The following is a 16,921-nucleotide window of genomic DNA, read 5'->3' as shown; positions in this document are numbered from 1 at the left end:
TAAAAGATGAAACTGAAGCGACTGACTCCTGAAGACTTCGACCGCCTGGCCGAAGGCACCCGTTTACAGGACCGTACCCGCCAGCTCGCACGAGAGGTCCTCGTCGACGGCGAATCCCCTTCTGACGTCGCTGCGCGCGCAGGCATGACAAAACAACGCGTGGGCCTGGCGGTAGGGGTTATCGAAAAAGCGTACTTCGCGGATAAGGGAGGGGGGCTTGGCTGGGTGTCCATGGAAATGGAACTGCCCGAGCGGGTCGCGCTGCAGCTTGACGAGCTGGCCCAGGCGCTGAAGGCGTCCGGCGATCAAGCCAAGCTTGAGCAAGCCTCGGAAATTGTCATGGCCGCCCTGTCAAAGGCGCGCAAGCTGCTCAACTAGAATCGCAGAAAGTGAAACGCCCAGCGAGCAGGCCGGGCGTTTCGGTACCATCATCACCAAGCAGCCGAAGCGCCCTTGGATGGCAGGATCATAGCAGATCCACTTTAGGCGCGTAAGTCATTCAGCGGCTTGCCCGCTTCAGCCCGACTTTCAAGCTGCTGGAGTTCGTCCCAGGCTTGATCCCCCCTGACCTGGCATGGCTGGGTCTTCACGGTGGCACCGCCCTCCCCTCGCAAGCTGCCGCCGCAGCCGCCTCCCTCAGCCGGACCTCGTGTCGCCCCCGTGCTGCTACCGATGCGTTCGCTACCAGCCTGTTCCGCAACAGTAGGTCGTTTCATCAGCGTCCTGGCGTCCGGTTCGGCCCGCAATTTGGTCGCTGTTCGACTACCGATCGAAGAGCATGTGCGGCCGTAAGTACCGAAGGGTCTTCGAGCCGGCACATCGGCCGCTTGCCCGCCGTGTCCATCTGCATCCACTTGGCCGGCTTCGTTCAGCCCGGACGCCAGGTCGTCACCCTGCCCCGCTCCCTTCACGTGTCCAGATTCGGACGAACCTCTTGCTCGAATTCATTGCGCAAGCGCGATCTATTGTTGACTTTCTCACTCTACTAGATAGAATGAGGCAGAACTTTTAAAGGTATGACATTCATGAGTGCACTCATCAACTCGAGAGCCTTCCGCGAGGCCTCTGCAGCCGGCGCGCTTACAGATCCCGCCGTCGTCGGCGTCGATGGCGGCTACGTGCTCGAGGCGACCTTCGGCCAGGTCCGCACGCAGCTGAGCGCACGCAGCTCTTCCGGGGAGGAGAGCCGACGCATCTTCGCCTCGCTGCAGTCCGCCGCCAGCTTCCTGCAGGACAAAGCACAGATACTTGCCTACACCGTCGACGCCTCGGGTTACCGTCCTGCAGCGTCGTCGCCCCGATACGCCCGCGTCGCCGAACGTCTACGCCAGGCGCACGCCGCCCTGCGGCCCGCCCCCCATCCCATGTAAGCAGAGGTCTCGATGTCCGAACAAGAAGCCACCAGCCCGGCACCAAAAAAACGAGGCCAAATCGCCCTGCGCAAGCCGGCACCGCCATCAGTTAACGAGGACGCCTTCCAGAGCCCACAGCTCAGCCTCTTCCAGAACTTCCTGGCGAATACGCCGGCGCAACGTGAGCAGCTCTCCAATACGATCGCGCTATGGGACAGCATCCCCCGCTACAGTATCTCCCGCAACCTGCAGAACCGGCTGCGCAACGAACACGGTACCCTGGATCTGCTGAAGCTGAACTTCCGCCACAACCAACAGGACTACCTGGCGACCATCACCCCGGCGCGTATCGAAGTAAAGGACGGCCCCGAGAAGGGCAAGACCGTTGACTTCTACCCGAGCGCCTCGGAAGAGCTGATTGAAGACGCGCTGCGGAAGATGGCAGCGGACCAGCAGCAGCAGCAAGGCTTCTTCGACAAAAAGGGATACGTGAGCGGCATCGCGTTCTCGCTCTACCAGCTGCGCGAGGAACTCGCCAAGCGCGGGCATACGCGCTCGTACCGGGAGATTCAGCTCAGCCTGGAAATACTTCACAAAACCCACATCGACGTGAAGGCCGACGCAGGCAGGGATGAGCACATCGCCGGCAGCACGTATTTCCCGGCGATGCAGGCTGTTCGCCGCAAGGACATCGACGCCGATCCAAACGCGCGCTGGGTCGTCCAGTTCCACCATCTTGTCACGCGCAGCATCGACCAGGTCACCTACCGCCAGTTCAACTACCATCAGCTGATGGGCCACCGAAGCCAACTCTCCCGCTGGATCCACAAGCAACTGGTGATGAAGTTCACCTTCGCCGCGATCGGGCAGACGTTCAAAATGATGTTCTCGACGATCCAGCGCGACAGCGCGCTCCTCAGCGGATACAAAGAGACGAGGCAGGCCGTAGTCGCCGTCGTCGAATCGCTTGAGGAGCTGAAGAGCTCGGGCCTGCTCATGGACGCCGTGAAGGGCAACGAGATCCGCGGCGCCAGGAACAAGCTCGAGGACGTCGAGTTCATCCTGACGCCATCGCACGACTTCGTTCGCGAAGTAAAGGCCGCGAACAAACGGCGCCAACTGGCCGGAGCCGCAGACCCCATCGTCGTCACCTGACCGGATTTTTGACTGACACCTCGTTTTCGGCCGTCTCCGCAACCACACTGCAGCCGTGCCCTGGGACCTCGAAGTTCCGGGAGGTGCCGCTGACAGGTCTCGATCACCCGGTAGGTTTAGCTGACGTGTCACTGGCACCGGGGAGGTTTGGGTGACGGGTGAATGCGGCTTCGCGACACGAATTTCCCCACCTCGGTAGGTTTGCCTGACGGGTCCAACGAAAAAATCGGCAAACCAGTAGGTTTGGGTGACGGGTGGATTTTGGTTGCCATATATCAATACATCGAAAACTCAATCAATATTAAAGAAATACCCAAATTGGAAACTTTTATTGACCGTGCAGAGTTTTTTACCGGCAACGCACCATACCAAAGCGCTTGGTGGATCTCCAAAAACGCTAGGGAGGTTCCACTGACAGGTGGGATTTACCCGGTAGGTATGGGTGACAGGTCGCCGGAAAACACGGTAGGTATGGGTGACGGGTAGCGGTAGGTATGACTGACGGCCGCTTAATCGTTCAGCAGCAGGCACCCGGGGGGAATCGTTGAGTAGGGAGGTTCCGCTGACACCAGACCAAAAGTTCAGTAGGTATGGCTGACACGAGCGCTGTGGACAGGAGGTATGCCTGACGGGTGAAGCAGATTCCCCAAAAAGCAGCCGTCGAGGTCACGAAGAAAGGGCGCCGTCAGCTGATCTCAGAAGGTATGGCTGACGGAAGGGTACTGCTAAGCGCTTGATTTCTTTGGATAATTTTCATGTTATCCACAAGCCTATCCTTTTAGCCTTTTCTCTATCCTTTTACTACCCATAGAACCCGCACACACCACCTCCAAAGCAACGAATCACGAACACAAACGCGACGAAACGCGTCGCCACTACAGCAACACAATCCCCGCTCGAGACCGGGAACCGCTCACCCATGCTGAGCAAGCATAGCAACTTCGACACCGCTAAGCACCGTGTGCCGTTCCACCGCATATCTATCGCCTATCTCCGGCAGGATCGCAAACCTCCTGGCTATGCCGTCAAGGCGCTCCTCGCCCGTTCGGTGCTCGCCTTCGGCTGCGCTCCGCATGCGGCCTGCGGGGCGTCCATGACGGCGCCAGGAGGCATGCGACCGTGCCTGCGAGGCGATAGGTCACGGTGTCACTAGGCAGCTGGCCTGTGCACCACTGATTCCTGGCTGCCCAACCGAGCAAGCAACACCGTCAGGGCCTGTTCCGGCCCCGACACCCGACCCGAGGCTTCCAGGTTCCGGTGTCGCCACTGCTCCACATGTCAGCCAAACCTACCGCCACATCCTGCCGGCACGTGCACCGCAAACACCCCGGCCAGGTCATCCGCTTGGTTCGACCGGCGATCCATGCGGAATGCTCGGCCACTGCGCTGGAAACTTTCGCGCGCGAAAGCCCAAGGCGCGCGTCTGCTCGTCGCTGGCCAGGCTCCGTCGACCGACATCGATTCTCACACGGTTGATCTTGTGCTATTGTCCGGCAATAGTTTGGTGTATAATAGATTCTGTTGGATCAGTACCTGTTTTCCAACGACCCGCCCGCCGGCGTGAGCAGACGCCGACGACGCGCCAACCGAAACCATCATCATCACGGAGATCAAGCCATGGACAGTTCACCACTTGGATACGCCTCGAAAGGCATCGCGTCACCCAACGCTGCACTCCTCCAGTTGTCGCAGTGATTTCGAGGAGACGACCATGCTGACCAAAGAAATCAAGCATTTCCATTTTTGCTGCGGCATCGGCGGGGCAGCAAAAGGGTTCAACAAAGCCAACCCACGTGTCGGCGTGCTCGCCGCGCGCTTCCGCTGCCTGGGTGGCGTCGACGTCGACCCCTCGGCAATTCGTGACTTCGACCGCCTGGTGGGTGTGCCCGGAACCGTGATGGATCTGTTCACCCGCAACCAATACATCGCGTTTCACGGCAAGGAGCCGCCCGCCGCCTGGCGCGAGATGGGGCCGGCCGACATCCGGCGTGCCGCAGGCAATGAACGGCCGAACATCGTGTTCATCTCCTCGCCGTGCAAAGGTGCGTCCGGGCTGCTTTCAGAGAAGATGAGTCAGACGGCGAAGTACCAGGCGCTGAACGAACTGACCTTACGGTGCATCTGGCTGATGGTCGAGGCCTGGGCCGACGACCCCGTCGATCTGATCGTTTTCGAAAACGTGCCGCGCCTGGCCACACGCGGGCGCCACCTGCTGGACCAGATCAACCAGGTGCTGCAGCGATATGGCTATGCGGTCGCCGAGACCACGCACGATTGCGGCGAGCTGGGCGGCCTCGCCCAGTCCCGTAAGCGCTTCCTCCTGGTTGCCCGTCAAACCGAGAAGGTGCCTCCGTTTCTCTACGAGCCCGACAAGAAAAACCTGCGCGCCGTCGGCGACATCCTCGGCCGGATGCCGTTCCCGGGCGACGAGACCGCAGGCCCGATGCACCGGATCCCCCGCCTGCAGTGGAAAACGTGGGTGCGCCTAGCCTTCGTCGAGGCGGGCTCCGACTGGCGCAGCCTGAACCGCCTGGCGGTCGAGAATGGGCACTTAAGGGACTACCTGATCGTGCCCGAGATGCACCGCGGCGTGCTTGGCGTGAATCGCTGGAACGGCACAGCCGGCACCGTGACCAGCCGTGGAATGCCCAACAACGGCAACTTCTCGGTTGCGGATCCGCGCCACGCCGGCCCGGCCAAGCACAGCAACGAACTGCGCATCGGCACCTGGCACGCTGCTTCCCGGGTCGTGTCTGGCGCGCACGGTAGCGGGCAATGCGTCGCGGATCCGCGTTTCGACCAATCGAAGAAGTGGAACGACGGCCAGGCATATGGGGTGCACCAGTGGACCGAGGCGACCGGCACGATCGCAGGCCAGCAAGCACCGGGCCAGGGCGCTTACGCTGTCGCGGATCCGCGCACGGACGGCATCGAGACACACAAGAACGTCTACCGGATCATTCCCTGGGGTGGCTCGGCCGGAACCGTCGCCAGCGGCCATGGTCCCAGCAGCGGCGGCGGCTGCGTCGCCGACCCCCGGCCGCCGCAACGGGACCTGTTCAGCAAGTACGCCGTCAGCGGATGGTCCGGCACCACTGGTACCGTCATTGGTGGCGACGACTCAGGAGCGTATGCGGTGGCAGATCCGCGCTCGTCGAGCAGCTTCCAGGGTGCGGGCAAGTACTTGGTCACGCCTTTCGATGAGTCGGCCGGCACCGTGATCGGCGGAAGCACCTCGGGCCAGGGTGCGTTCGCCGTCGCGGATCCGCGTACCAGTCTCGATCGGAAGCGGGGCGACGCGTATCTGACCTGTGGCCACTACGGCATTGTGCCCTGGAGCTCGCACTGCGGCGCCGTCAGCGCTGCTGCGGGCCACGACAACGGGCGCTGGAGCGTAGCCGACCCGCGCATCGAAGCGCTCCCCGCGCTCGATCAGAAAATGGTCGCCATTATCCAGGCCCTCGACGGTACCTGGCACAGGCCCTTCACGACGCTTGAGCTGGCCGCCCTGCAGAGCCTGATTGAGCCTGAGGAATACCTCCTGCTGGACGGGATGAGCGACAGCCTCTGGCGCGAGCATATCGGCAACCTGGTACCGCCAGATGCCGCGGAAGCGATCGCCGGCGTTTGCGGGACCACCTTGCTCCTGGCGTGGTCTGGCGAAACCTTCGTGCTCAGCGCGGCGCCGATCTGGGTGCGCAACGTGGCCCTTGCGCTGACCATGCCGGCAGAAAAGCCGCTGCCATTCTAGGGGCCGGTGAGGTGGCGTCGCTGCGCGAAGGCCCGATACCAGGGCTTTTACGTGGCTTCGGAAGCGGCGGCGCCACCGGTGCGCCGCCAGGTTGACCGCGCCGCCGCTCTCCTGCAGGTCCTTGATGCCGCACCGTCATGGTTGCAGAACGCGTTTCCATTCTCGTGGGAGCTGTTGCGTGTACCGTCCACTTGCTGCGCAGTGGGGAGCAGAGCACCGCCACCCGGAATAGCTTGTGGAACGGAGCATGGCCGAACAGCCCGCTAAGCATGATCCGCCCCAAAATTCACTGTGCATGGTCTGGCAAACTCATCAATCACTTTAACAATCCGCTCCCTACCATGTACCAACCTGACAACCCTCCGGCGCCGGATCTTTCTGCCGTCACCACGATTCTCGACCCCGGTGTGCGCTCACCAGGCATCGGCCGTATAGCCTTTCGCGTCATCCTCTTCGGCCTGCTGCAGAAGCTGATCAATATGGTGGCAATGTTTGCAGCTACCCAGAATGGGCTCAATCACGAGTCAGCTACAAGCTCCGACCTGCAGGCGTTCGGGATCGTGTTGTTCGTGCTGTTTGCGGCGATCATCTGCCCGGTCGTCGAGACGATCGCGCTGCAGGCGCTTCCCCTTGAGGTGATGCGCAACAAGGGCGTGCCGCGGCCACTGGCCATCCTGGCATCGGCTCTCCTGTTCGGCCTGTGGCATGCGCACGAAGGCGCGGCCAAGGTAGCGACCACGTTCGCGGTAGGCTGATGCTGGGATGGAGCTACGAGCGGTATCGCAACGAGAACACGATCCCGTGGGTACCCGCGGTCACCGCCGCCCAGGCGGACATGCCGGGGTTTTGGGTTGGCGGGAAGCTGATCTTGCAGAACCTGTTTTCGCGCATCTCGCCCACGGGCGTCATGTACGTCACGCTGCCGCACGTCATTTCGAACACGATTGCCCTGGTTGCTCTCTTCGCGATCAGCAATTCTACAAATTAATCGAGATAGCTCAGAAAACTTTCGCCGTCATACCAGCGCTGCGGTCGGCGGATCCTGATTCCACGCAGGGCTGTCGACCAGGCGTCCCGGCCCTGGATCGGCACTACTTTGGAGACCGACGTGAATACTGTCTTTGGCCAAGTGCCATCCGGCGTTCCCTTTAAATTCCCAGGCGATGCCCGTTTGTGGGTAGCCGACGCCGAGCGATACGCCCATACCCTCGAGTCCGACGTCGATGCCAGGAGCTGGAGAGACCTGGTGTTGTTCGAAGAGCCGGTCGAGCTAGTCGGCGAGGTTCCAATCGAAGCAGACGAACCCGAAACGCCGCGCGTGTAACCTGGCATGGGTTGCCTACGCGCGCCGCGTCCAAGACGCCGACGCTTAACCGGGTCACGGCAGGCTGTGGTGCGCTCTGCAGCTCATGCCGCACCGTGTGCGCATTGGCGCCACGCTCCATGCAGGCACGATCTCGCTCGACCTTGTGGTCGACCTTAACTTTCGCGCGCGAAATTGCTGCAAGAGGTGTCTGGACAAGCACGCACGCGCCGGTTATCCTCGAATCAGCGTCCCCTGTTCCAGTCGGAATGTGGGCAAAGCCTAACGTGGCTGACGACGGGCTGTCGGGTAAAACGTGGATTTGGCAGTTTATTTATGAATTCCAGCATCGAGCTTCTCGTGCGGATATTCAGCCCCCCATTCGTTGGGATCCCATTTACCCAGGAGTTCGTCATGCAAAAATATTGGCGCGACCGCGCCTTCGACATTCACTGCGGCATCAAGCAGCAAGGCTTCGCCATCTCGCGCGATGCGCCCGCCGAGATCTTCGGCGCCTTCCTTACCTACTACACTCGGCAGGAGCTGCTGGCATCGTTCCATGGCGAGGACCTGATGGACCTGCAGCCGGGCGGCAGTGCCGCGTCGTATGTCATCCTGGACGACCAGCTCGGCACCAGGCGCATCGCCGACTTACTCAAGATCACACACCAGCAGGCGCTACAGCTGGCCCCGATGTTCCTGCAGGCCTTCGAGCAGTTCGCGCCCGGCCGGGTGTTCCGGGACGAAGAACACTGTGTCCGCGACCTCGTCCTGCCTCGCCTACGGCAAGGGCTCCAGGTCTCGCCCGCGTTCGGCGCTGCCTTCTCGGCGCTCGAGTCGCAGCACATCCGCATCGAGACTGACCGCTGGGACGACAGCGACTACTTCTACCGCGACCTGCCCAGCGCGGCCCAGCCGCCCGCCGCGCCGCCGCTGCGCGCGCTGCGCGACGACAAAGGCAATACGTGGCGGTTCCGCGGCGTCTTCTCGCTGCACCCCGCTGACGCAGCCGGTAACATCCTCAACCACAAGTTCGTCACCTGGGCGGAGGCTCGGATCGAGTTCGTGAAGGTCGACCGCGCCTTCCTGGCCGCCGGCGAGTATCCCGTGCGCGTTTATGGCGGGATCTCGCGTGCCTGGTCTGGCGGTGGGCCGTTTGATCCGGTCGCCAATCCCGACATCGTCATCCCGATCGTCTTCTGATCGCGCTCTCAGCGCCGAGCCCTGCCGAAGTTGGCAGGGCTTTTTTTCAGCGCGCCGGGACGCTGTCCGGATGGCGCGACGTGTCACCCATACCTCCCGCTTTGCCGCTGCTGCGCGTGCCGAGCTAAACCCACCGGGCGTCCCCCTGCGGGCCGGGCTGTCGTGCTGCGCATCGAGCCCGCGGTGCGGTCTCGCCCCTGTGGGCTTCCATCCCTGACGCCTCCGCGCCTGGCGGCGCTGCGCGCTGCGCTTGCCCTCCCGGCCGACCAGGTCGGCCGTCCGCGCGGCGGCGCCACTTGGCCTGTCCAGAGCTGCGCTGGGTGAAGTCAGCACTTTCGCGCGCGAAAGTGAAGGGTAGGAGATAAACCCCTCCGGCTCCGGTGCCGCTTTCGCACCATTCCCGTTCCACCGCGCACCTATCGCCCATCTCTCCGGCAGGATCGCACGGCGGCCGGCTATGCCGTCAAGGCGCTCCTCGCCCGTTCGGTGCTCGCCTTCGGCTGCGCTCCGCATGCGGCCTCCGGGGCGTCCATGACGGCGCCCGCCGCCGTGCGACCGTGCCTCCGAGGCGATAGGTACACGGTGTCACTCGCGGGCGGGCCTGTGCTCCGCTGGTTCTTGGCTGATCGAGCGAGCAGGCAACACCGTCAGGGCCTGTTCCGGCCCCGACACCCGGCCCGAGGACTCCAGGTTCCGGTATCCGGGCGCTTTGCGCAAGAGCAAATACACAACACTTTAGCTATTGACGGTAAATAGAAAACTGGGCTATAATCGTTACATGGACTGATGGAGGGTGACATGAGTTTCAGCAACGAGTTTCGCATCCATGGCAATCTGGCTCGCGACCCGAAGCGCGGGCGCACTGGCAACGGGGTCACCACTGCCTTCTACGTGGTCGCCGTCGAACATCAGTCGCGCCATGGCGACAGCGTCCAAACCTCGACCGATTTCATTCCCATCACCACCTACGGCAAGCAGGCCGAAAGCGATCTGAAGTACCTCGCCAAAGGCAAAGAGGTTTCGGTGCGCGGTCGGGTGCGCAGCTGGTATGACAGCGTCCAGAAACGCGGCGGCTTTTGCTTTGAGCCGGAACCGGGTTGCGTTCGTTATATCGGCGCTCCCGTGTCGCGCTCGACGGAGGTCCCACTGGAAGGAGAACACGATTCCTGGCTGCAGGACTACGAAGCAGCCATGCCCCAATACGATGCCGTGCCGCATACGACGCGGCCGACTCGTATCGCCGTGCGCGCGTGAGCAGACGCGCCTGCGGTGTTTTCGCAGTACCACAACCACATCACCAAGGAGCTCAACATGAATCTCGCAGACCAGCCCGTTGTCCCGGTCGTCGTCGCCAGCCCAAGCACCGAAGTCGACATCCCGTTCAACAAGCTGCACATCAGCCCCAAGAACACCCGCATCAAGCCCCACAGTGCGCTGGATATCGAGTGCCGCGCCGCCTCGATCTTGGCCTATGGCGTCTTGAACCGGCTGCAGGTGATCAACGAGCAGGTACAGGACGGCACCACGGAGTTCAGTGTCATCGCCGGTGCCGGGCGCTTCTACTCCATCGAACTTCTCGTCCAGCGCGGCCTCCTGCCAGAGGACTATCCGGTCAAGTGCGACCTGCGCTCCGAGGACGACGCCATCGCGATCAGTCTGGCCGAGAACGCCAACCGCACGGCTCCGCATGAAGCGGACGAGTTCGTGGCATTCAAAGCGCTGGCCGACGAGGGCAAGTCGCCGGAAACGGTCGCGGCGCACTTCGGCGTCAGCGTGCGCACGGTCCAGCAGCGGATGCGCCTGGGCGGCTTGCACCCGGAGCTGCTCGATCTTTACCGCAACGGCAAAATGGGCGCGGAAGAGGTCCGCGCCTTCTGCCGGTCGGCGGATCAGGAGCGTCAACTGCAGGTCTGGAATGCGTTGCCGCAGTGGAATCGCACCGCGCATATCATCCGCAACCAGCTCGCGCAGGATTCGCTGGGCACCAACCACCCGCTGGTCGTCTTCGTCGGCCTCGACGCATACAAGCAGGCCGGGGGCGTAGTAACCGGCGACCTGTTCTCGCAAGACGCGAACGATGGTTTCGTCGAAGACCTCGCTCTGCTCCACCAGCTGGCCGTCGACAAGCTCCGCACGGTTGCCGCCGATATCGTCGCGGCTGAAGGCTGGTCATGGTCCGATTTCTGCGAATCCTTCGACCACCGCCTGCGCATCCAGTTCGACCAAGCCAAGCCGGAGCGCCGGGAGGCGACCGAGGCAGAACAGGCCGAACTGGCGCGCATCGCCGCCGAGGTCGGCCACCTCAAGGAGAAGCGCGACAGCCTGTACGACGCGCTCGAGCGGCTGGACGATGGCGACGAGGGCGACGAGGGCGACGAGGGGGAGGAGGGGGAGGAGGGGGAGGAGGGGGAGGAGGGGGAGGAGGGTAATCCCGACGCGCAGGCCAAGGGCGAAACCAGCGGCGAGTCTACGGAGGAAGCCCTCAGCAGGCAGATCGAAGAGGTCGAGCAGCAGATCGGCCAGCTGAACGGTTGCGCGAACGCCATCACGCAGGCGCTGCAGTTTTACTCGGACGAAGTTCGCACGACCGGCGGCGTGATCGTCGCCCTTGACGGGCGCGGTGGCATGGAGATCGTCCGTGGCCTGATCCGGCGCGAGGAAAAGCCTGCCGAAGCACCGAACCAGCCATCCGGCAGCGCTGCACCGGGCACCCCAACCGCCAGCGGCACCACCGTCCAGCCTTCGGCCACTGGTACCGGCCTCGGCTTCACCCAGCCGAAAAAGGAACGCTCCGAAATTTCCGAGCGGCTCGCGTTCCAGCTGTCGGCGCGCCGCACCGCCGCCATGCAAGCCTTGATGGTGGCGAACCCGCAGGTCGCTCTGGCCGCCACTGTCCACCGGATGCTGGATTTGGTGACCCGGCGCTACCGTTCGCGCGACGACGAGCCGGTCAAAATTTCCGCTACCGGCTCGTTCCAGAGCCTGCACGACAAGGCCCCTGATCTGAAAGGTACGCCGGCCAGCGACGAAGTGCAGGCGCGGATCGACGCATGGCGCGAACGCATCCCCGGCCAGACCAAGGACGAGTTCGCGTGGCTGCTGCAGCTGCCTTCTGCGGACCTGCTCGACTTGTTTGCCCTGTGTGTTGCACTGACACTCGACGTCACCACTGGCGTGGCGGGCAAGCAGCCGGGCGGCGAACTGGCTGCAGCCCTGGAGCTGGACGTGGCCGATTACTGGACCGCGACGGAGGCGTCCTACTTCGGAGCCGTGTCGAAGGAAACCGTCATCGCGGCGGTGGAAGAGGCATGCGGCCCCGGCAGTGGCATGCCGATTGTCAAGATGAAGAAAGGGGAAGCCGTTAAATATGCAGAGCAGAAAATGGCACAAATCCGCTGGCTTCCGGCGATGCTGCGCGCACCAGCGGCCAGGGCTGTGGCGACGGACGCACCGGCCACCGACGCACCGGCGACCGAAGCACCGGCGACCGACGCGGCAGTGACCGACGCGGCAACGACCGACACCGGCGCGGCCGAGACTCCCGCCACTGAGGCCACGACCGACGCACCGGTGACCGCACCAGCGGCGACCGACGCGGCAGCGACCGACAGCGGCGTGGCCGAGGCACCGGCCGCTGAGGCAGCGGCACCCGAGGCAACGACCAGCGAAGTCTTGGAGGCTGAGCCAGCCATGACCGAGTAATGTAACGCTTGGCGGGCCGGTCCATCGGCCCGCCTCTCAGCGAGGATACCGTCCCATGAAGACCATCGAACAACCAGCCAGCGCCTGGATGCGCCTGCCGTCCGGACAGCGGATCGATCTGGCCAACCCCAACCCGTACGCGTGGACCGACCACGATCTCTCGGTGCGCCTTGCGCGTGTGTATCGCTGGGGCGGCGAATCGATACACCCGATCCCGCTGTCGGTCGCGCAGCATTCCCTCGCCGTGCTTGAGCTGCGCCGCGTGTGGGCACCGAAGCCGCTGACGGTCGACCAGGAGCTGCGCGAGCTGCTGCACGATGCCGAGGAAGCGCTGCTGGGTTTCGACTGCATCAGCAAGCTGAAGCCGCTGCTGGGCGACCCGCTGCGCGAAGTGAGTGACCGGTTAAGCAAGGCTGTCGCAGTCCGCTACGACCTCCCCGAGTGGACCGACGAGGAACGAGTCGAGCACAAGCGCGCCGACGTGGCGTGCGCCGCGTCGGAAGCCCTGTACTGCGCGGGTTGGACCGAACACGAGATTTCCCATGTGCTCGGGATAATCGAACCCGTGCTAAAGGTCGATCCGCTCGCCCGGCGGTATGAGTGCACGCCGTGGGAGCCGTGGCCGAGCGCGGTCGCGGTCGAGCGTTTCCATGTCGAGCTATTACGCCTGTTGGGCCTTCGGGGGCGTCGACAGCTACCGAAATTGGCGTAAAATGTTTTGACCGGATGGCTTTTTGGGAGGTTGCACAGATGAAAAACTCAGTGAGCATGACGCTGGAAGTTTCAAAGGCGCTGAACGAGAAGCTCAGTACGCTGGCTCAGGTCAACGGTACGTCGCTGGATACCGTGCTGCTGAAGGCGCTTACCCTGTATGACGTCGCCTCGGACGCGAAGCAGAAGAACCACCACATCGGCATCCTGGATGACCAGCAGCGTGTCATTGCCGAGGTTGTCGGCGTGTAACGGTGCCGGTTGGATGTGGAAGAGCCGCCCTCGGGCGGTTTTTTTCTAGGAAAGCAAAGTAAGTTTGGCAGCGGCTCGCTCGAGCAGAGCGAGATAGCGCTCGGGATGCTTGCGGAACCGGCATCGCTGCCGGCGGGCCTTGTGTTGCCGCTCAAGTTCGGCGCGGCGGGCACGCCAGCGTTCATGCGGTACGCTGGCCAGCATTGGTACCGTCACCACTTCGGCACGCGTATATAGCGAGGCTGGGACGCGCACACTGCCATCCGTGACGAGCGATGGCGAAGCCACCTTGCGGCCGCTGGCGCGCCGTTCGTGATATCGCACGCGGCCAAAAGTCTGTTCCAGCGCATTGTTCGTACGAGGCAGATCAGCGATCCGATAGCAGTGAAACAGGGCGTTCCCGTAACTGCGTGTCACCCGGAGGAAGTGCTGTGCCGACGCGCGCAGCGCGTCGGGCATGTGTTCCTGCTCCAGTATCCGCAGCCATTTTGTATAACGCCGCACTACGGTCCGGGCGGATGCGTTGTCGGCATTGTTCAGGATCGCAGTCGCCTGGCGTACCCATTGCGCGCCTTGGATCACCTCTGGCCACAGCGGCGCGGACGATGCCAGTGCGCGTTCCAGGATGCCCTGCAAGCGTTTCAGTGGGGGCGGCGCCCCCCTTTTTTGCCCAGCGTCGCCAGACTGTCATGAATCTGCTGCAGCCGCTCGGCTAAGCGCAGACCGGCAAACGCCAGCGGCGGCCGGGCGTCATCGGTCAGGGCGCTACGCACGGCTGCGCAATAACCCAATACGACTTCGCCAGCTGCATCGGCCTGCTGCTCGGCGGAGCGTTCGATGCCACGCACGTCGCGCACACGCTTCCTCAACTCCTTCTTTGCATGGCGGTCCGCTTCCCATAACGGCCGCGCGGCTTCGCGCAGGTAGTGGAATTGACAGAGTTGGTGCGGCACGCCCGGCAAAGCCTGCGCCACCGCATCGCGCAAACTACTTTGGCCATCGGAGAGCACTGCAGCCACCGGCACCGGCAGCGCCGCAGCCACGTCCTCGATCAGGGCTCGCAATTCAGCGCGTGCCGACGACAACAGGCTGCGCGCGCACAGGATCGTTCCTGACAGGACGTCGCGCACGACCCATAACACTTCGTGACCGACGTCCGGTTGCAAGCCATCGACGGCCAGGATGACGCGCCCCTGAGCGGTCAATTTCGCCGTGCGCTCAGGCAGCGTTTCCAGTGCCAGGCTTAGCAAAAGATCGTATTGGGCCAGCAGGTTTTGTGTCGTGCGTAGCGCCAGCGTCACGCTTTCCTGCTCCAGCTGCGCATGGATTTCCGTGCATGAGCGATGCTCGCGGTAGCGCAGTTGTCCCACGCGCAGGACGACGTCCAGTCCGAACTCCTGCTCAGGCAAGGCCCAGTGGCCCTCGGCCTCGGGATGGTAGGGATGGTGGAAACAGGCGCAGCTCGCCTGCTCGCACCGACGGATCGACAGGTGCAGACGCACCAGCCCACGTCGGGTCATCAGTTTGCGCTTCTTGGTGTACGCCACCGACATCGGCTGCCCGCATGCTGGGCAGGTGGTGACGCAAGGGGTAAGCCGGTATTCCTCGGCCGGCTCGGCTCGGGCGGTATCACGGGACATTTGCGCTCTCCCCAGCTTGATCTGCGTTAGACCATCAACGCATCAAGTTATCCCGCCAAGCACGTTTTGCTTTCCTAGTTTTTTTTGCCGGTGCGTCGGTAGGCTTTTGGATGCCGCCCCTGTTCATGAGGCTGCGCCTGGGCGAAGTCAGCGCCTCCGCTTGGGCGGAGGCGGGAAAGAGGTACGCAACAGCCCACTCCGGCCGCGTCGACCAGGTCATTGCCGGCGCGGTTGCAGCAGCGGTGCGGTTGTCCACGCGAGAGGCTGCGCCTGGTCGAAGTCAGCGCCTCCGCCCGGGCGGAGGCGGGAAAGAGGTACGCAACAGCCCACTCCGGCCGCGTCGACCAGGTCATTGCCGGCGCGGTTGCAGCGGCGGTGCGGTTGTCCATGCGTGAGGCTGCGCCTGGTCGAAGTCAGCGCCTCCGCCCGGGCGGAGGCGGGGGCAGAGTACGCAACAGCCCACTCCGATCACGCTCTGCGCCAGGTCACCTCACCTTTTGTACCCATGCCATCTTCAGCCAGAATGGCTGCGCCGCGTGCTATGCGGTCAAGGCGCTCCTCGCCCGTTCGGTGCTCGCCTGCGGCTGCGCTCCGCATGCGGCCTGCGATCGCGTCCATGACCGCGCCCGCCGCTCCGCCACCCCGGCCTTGAGGCGACGGGTACACGGTGACGGTTCAGCCCCGGCCTGCGCGCCGCTCCTGTGCGTCTGCTCCACCCACCAGCAACCCCAACTTCGCGGGGCCTGTTCCTGCCCCGCCCCCGACCCGAGGACTCCAGATTCCGGTAACACGGCGCCGCTGTCAAATCGGAATATACTATTTACCGTCAATAGTTTTATTTGGTAGAATGTAGTTGTGCGGTTCTCCCGCACCGCCCCGCGGGGTGAGCAGACCCCGCGCGGACGCGATCACTCAACCATCATTCCAAGGAGCCAATGATGAACTTGTTCGGTTATCACTCGACAGTCACCCCAACCCTCGCGCTGCCCCAGGGCGCGGCTGCGCCGCGCCCCGCGCCCGCTCCGGCAACCCCAACCCCAGAGGCGGGCGCTCGCGCGCCCGCCTCCAACGACGCCGGCGAACGGTGCTACGACTTCGACATTCACCAGGGCGACTGCACGCTGTTGCTGCCCCAGTACCCCGACCACTCGTTTGACCTAGCGGTGACAGACCCGCCCTATATCGTCGGCTACCGCGACCGGGGCGGGCGTTCGCTGCTGAACGATGATAACGACAAGTGGCTCGAACCCGCTTTCCGCGAAATTTTCCGTGTGCTGGCCCGGGACGCCTTCTGTGTGAGCTTTTACGGATGGAACCAGACCGACCGCTTTTTCGCTGCCTGGAAAGCGGCCGGATTTCGTATCGCCGGGCACTTCACTTTCCCGAAGCGGTATAGCTCATCGGTCCGCCTGGTGCGCTATCAGCACGAGTCCGCATATCTGCTCGTGAAGGGCCAGCCCGAGCCGGCCAACGTCATTGGAGACGTGATCGACTGGGGCGCCCATACCGGGAACAAGCTGCATCCGACCCAGAAGCCGCTGTCAATCTTGCTGCCCTTGGTTCAGGCTTTCTCGAAGCCTGGTGCTCGCGTGCTCGATCCGTTCATGGGCTCGGGCTCGACCTTGGCGGCCGGGATGATGTGCGGCCGCCAGTGCACCGGGTTCGAGCTGGATAAGGGTAACTTCGAGATTGCCAAAAAGCGGCTGATGCGCATGGCGCAGGTGCATTCGCATCTGGTCGATGATGTGTCCTGACGTGTAGGCGAGCACGGCGCCCGGCCGGTGATTGGCTCGGGCGTCTCCCTCGGGCGCTGCCCTCGGGCCGGGCTGTCGTGCTGCGCATCGAGCCCGCG

The 16,921-nt window shown here is 63.4% G+C and carries 15 protein-coding genes; 14 read left to right on the top strand and 1 reads right to left on the bottom strand.

What is annotated here, in order from left to right:
• The first annotated feature begins 6 nt into the window (after positions 1 to 6).
• From ACFPOU_RS04435 to ACFPOU_RS04375, 13 genes are all read left to right on the top strand, one after another.
• Entirely contained in the window at positions 7 to 378 is a 372-nt protein-coding gene (locus ACFPOU_RS04435; RefSeq protein ID WP_379717620.1) for a TrfB-related DNA-binding protein, read from the top strand.
• A gap of 647 nt (positions 379 to 1,025) precedes the next feature.
• Positions 1,026 to 1,370: a hypothetical protein gene (locus ACFPOU_RS04430; protein ID WP_379717618.1), complete on the top strand. Its 345-nt coding sequence runs from the start codon at positions 1,026 to 1,028 to the stop codon at positions 1,368 to 1,370.
• Positions 1,371 to 1,382: 12 nt separating this feature from the next.
• The gene (locus ACFPOU_RS04425; protein ID WP_379717616.1) at positions 1,383 to 2,507 is read left to right on the top strand and encodes a hypothetical protein; all 1,125 of its coding nucleotides are present in this window, start codon (positions 1,383 to 1,385) and stop codon (positions 2,505 to 2,507) included.
• A gap of 162 nt (positions 2,508 to 2,669) precedes the next feature.
• Complete coding sequence (locus ACFPOU_RS04420) at positions 2,670 to 2,993, top strand: hypothetical protein (protein WP_379717614.1); 324 nt, start codon at positions 2,670 to 2,672, stop codon at positions 2,991 to 2,993.
• Between the two features lie 1,225 nt (positions 2,994 to 4,218).
• Positions 4,219 to 6,258 (top strand): DNA cytosine methyltransferase, encoded by a 2,040-nt coding sequence (locus tag ACFPOU_RS04415; protein ID WP_379717612.1) that lies wholly within the window; start codon positions 4,219 to 4,221, stop codon positions 6,256 to 6,258.
• A gap of 269 nt (positions 6,259 to 6,527) precedes the next feature.
• Positions 6,528 to 7,013 carry a CPBP family intramembrane glutamic endopeptidase gene (locus ACFPOU_RS04410; RefSeq protein WP_379717610.1) on the top strand — a complete coding sequence of 162 codons (486 nt, stop codon included), beginning with the start codon at positions 6,528 to 6,530 and terminating at the stop codon, positions 7,011 to 7,013.
• Complete coding sequence (locus ACFPOU_RS04405; protein WP_379717608.1) at positions 7,013 to 7,246, top strand: hypothetical protein; 234 nt, start codon at positions 7,013 to 7,015, stop codon at positions 7,244 to 7,246. The genes ACFPOU_RS04410 and ACFPOU_RS04405 overlap by 1 nt, the downstream gene beginning before the upstream one ends.
• Before the next feature lie 120 nt (positions 7,247 to 7,366).
• Positions 7,367 to 7,582 carry a hypothetical protein gene (locus ACFPOU_RS04400; protein WP_379717606.1) on the top strand — a complete coding sequence of 72 codons (216 nt, stop codon included), beginning with the start codon at positions 7,367 to 7,369 and terminating at the stop codon, positions 7,580 to 7,582.
• 315 nt (positions 7,583 to 7,897) lie between these two features.
• The gene (locus tag ACFPOU_RS04395; protein WP_379717604.1) at positions 7,898 to 8,764 is read left to right on the top strand and encodes a hypothetical protein; all 867 of its coding nucleotides are present in this window, start codon (positions 7,898 to 7,900) and stop codon (positions 8,762 to 8,764) included.
• Between the two features lie 798 nt (positions 8,765 to 9,562).
• Positions 9,563 to 10,018 (top strand): single-stranded DNA-binding protein, encoded by a 456-nt coding sequence (locus tag ACFPOU_RS04390; RefSeq protein ID WP_379717602.1) that lies wholly within the window; start codon positions 9,563 to 9,565, stop codon positions 10,016 to 10,018.
• Positions 10,019 to 10,075: 57 nt separating this feature from the next.
• Complete coding sequence (locus ACFPOU_RS04385; protein ID WP_379717600.1) at positions 10,076 to 12,466, top strand: ParB/RepB/Spo0J family partition protein; 2,391 nt, start codon at positions 10,076 to 10,078, stop codon at positions 12,464 to 12,466.
• A gap of 55 nt (positions 12,467 to 12,521) precedes the next feature.
• Positions 12,522 to 13,178, top strand: coding sequence for a phosphohydrolase (locus tag ACFPOU_RS04380; RefSeq protein WP_379717598.1), 657 nt, complete (start codon positions 12,522 to 12,524; stop codon positions 13,176 to 13,178).
• 50 nt (positions 13,179 to 13,228) lie between these two features.
• A complete protein-coding gene (locus ACFPOU_RS04375; RefSeq protein WP_379717596.1) occupies positions 13,229 to 13,429 on the top strand; it encodes a hypothetical protein in 201 nt (66 codons plus the stop codon).
• A 45-nt stretch (positions 13,430 to 13,474) separates the two neighbouring features.
• On the opposite strand, the gene ACFPOU_RS04370 is transcribed toward ACFPOU_RS04375, so the two are convergent.
• Positions 13,475 to 14,982 (bottom strand): transposase gene (locus tag ACFPOU_RS04370; RefSeq protein WP_379717820.1). Its coding sequence is split into 2 segments (ribosomal slippage): positions 13,475 to 14,085 and positions 14,085 to 14,982, totalling 1,509 coding nucleotides; the frame shifts between segments, so codons are not numbered across the junction.
• 1,022 nt (positions 14,983 to 16,004) lie between these two features.
• Here ACFPOU_RS04370 and ACFPOU_RS04365 point away from each other — a divergent pair.
• Complete coding sequence (locus ACFPOU_RS04365; protein ID WP_379717594.1) at positions 16,005 to 16,823, top strand: DNA methyltransferase; 819 nt, start codon at positions 16,005 to 16,007, stop codon at positions 16,821 to 16,823.
• Positions 16,824 to 16,921: the final 98 nt, after the last annotated feature.

This window comes from Massilia jejuensis (genome assembly GCF_042656795.1).
Lineage (GTDB): Bacteria > Pseudomonadota > Gammaproteobacteria > Burkholderiales > Burkholderiaceae_D > Telluria > Telluria jejuensis.
This window is presented reverse-complemented; position numbering and strand designations above follow the sequence as displayed.